Source organism: Weissella thailandensis (assembly GCF_005405465.1).
Lineage (GTDB): Bacteria > Bacillota > Bacilli > Lactobacillales > Lactobacillaceae > Weissella > Weissella thailandensis.
Map to the genome: position 1 here is coordinate 1 of NZ_BJEC01000042.1, position 617 is coordinate 617.

2 protein-coding genes are annotated in these 617 nt (G+C 37.3%); both read right to left on the reverse strand.

All coding sequences use genetic code 11. The features are described from left to right. Positions 1-19: 19 nt before the first annotated feature. Positions 20-244 carry a helix-turn-helix domain-containing protein gene (locus tag FFM62_RS10035; protein ID WP_115470263.1) on the reverse strand — a complete coding sequence of 75 codons (225 nt, stop codon included), beginning with the start codon at positions 242-244 and terminating at the stop codon, positions 20-22. A gap of 3 nt (positions 245-247) precedes the next feature. Further along, positions 248-617, reverse strand: a 370-nt coding sequence (locus FFM62_RS10040; protein ID WP_186822219.1) for a hypothetical protein, incomplete at its 5' end; no start/stop codon positions are given.

Consider the following 617-nt stretch of genomic DNA (forward strand, 5'->3'; position numbering starts at 1 on the left):
AGGGTAATTTGTCTCCAAGCTAATTACCCAACGTCTGACCAGTGCCATGGTTAGACGTTTTTTTGTGTCCGATTAAGTAATCAACTGATACATCAAAGTAATCAGCTAATTTAATTAACATATCTATACGTGGTTCACGTTCGCCACGTTCATATCCAGCGTATGTAGAACCGGGTATGTTCAGTTCTTTAGCTGCTTCTTGTTGTTGCATTCCCTTACCTTTGCGCAATTCTTTTAATCTCATTTCTTACACTCCCTGTTCTGCTCTCCACTTGTATTCGTACATCAATCCCTTGAGCGTATATGGTGAAATGCCAGTTTGTTCAGATACTTTTTTATACAACTCTTCGAGTTCTTTACCTCGTGCATCGGGTTGCTTATCACGATATGACTTAAAAATTTTGTAATTAACTTCCCACTTTTGATGTATTTCTTTGTCGTGCTTGCGTGACTTTGCTATTGAGTTTTCTTTTTTCCAACTTAACGTTACGTATCCATTTGTTAGTTGTGCTTCATTATTGACTGGTAAACTCACCAAGTCTTTTGATTTTGAAAAGCCGTGATGTAAATTACCTACACCTGTTGATCCAATATCATAATCTGCCATGTTATTTCCT

Excerpts from the sequence above, each read along its gene's own strand:
- FFM62_RS10035 (WP_115470263.1), bottom strand. The coding sequence starts at position 244 with ATGAGATTAAAAGAATTGCGCAAAGGTAAGGGAATGCAACAACAAGAA.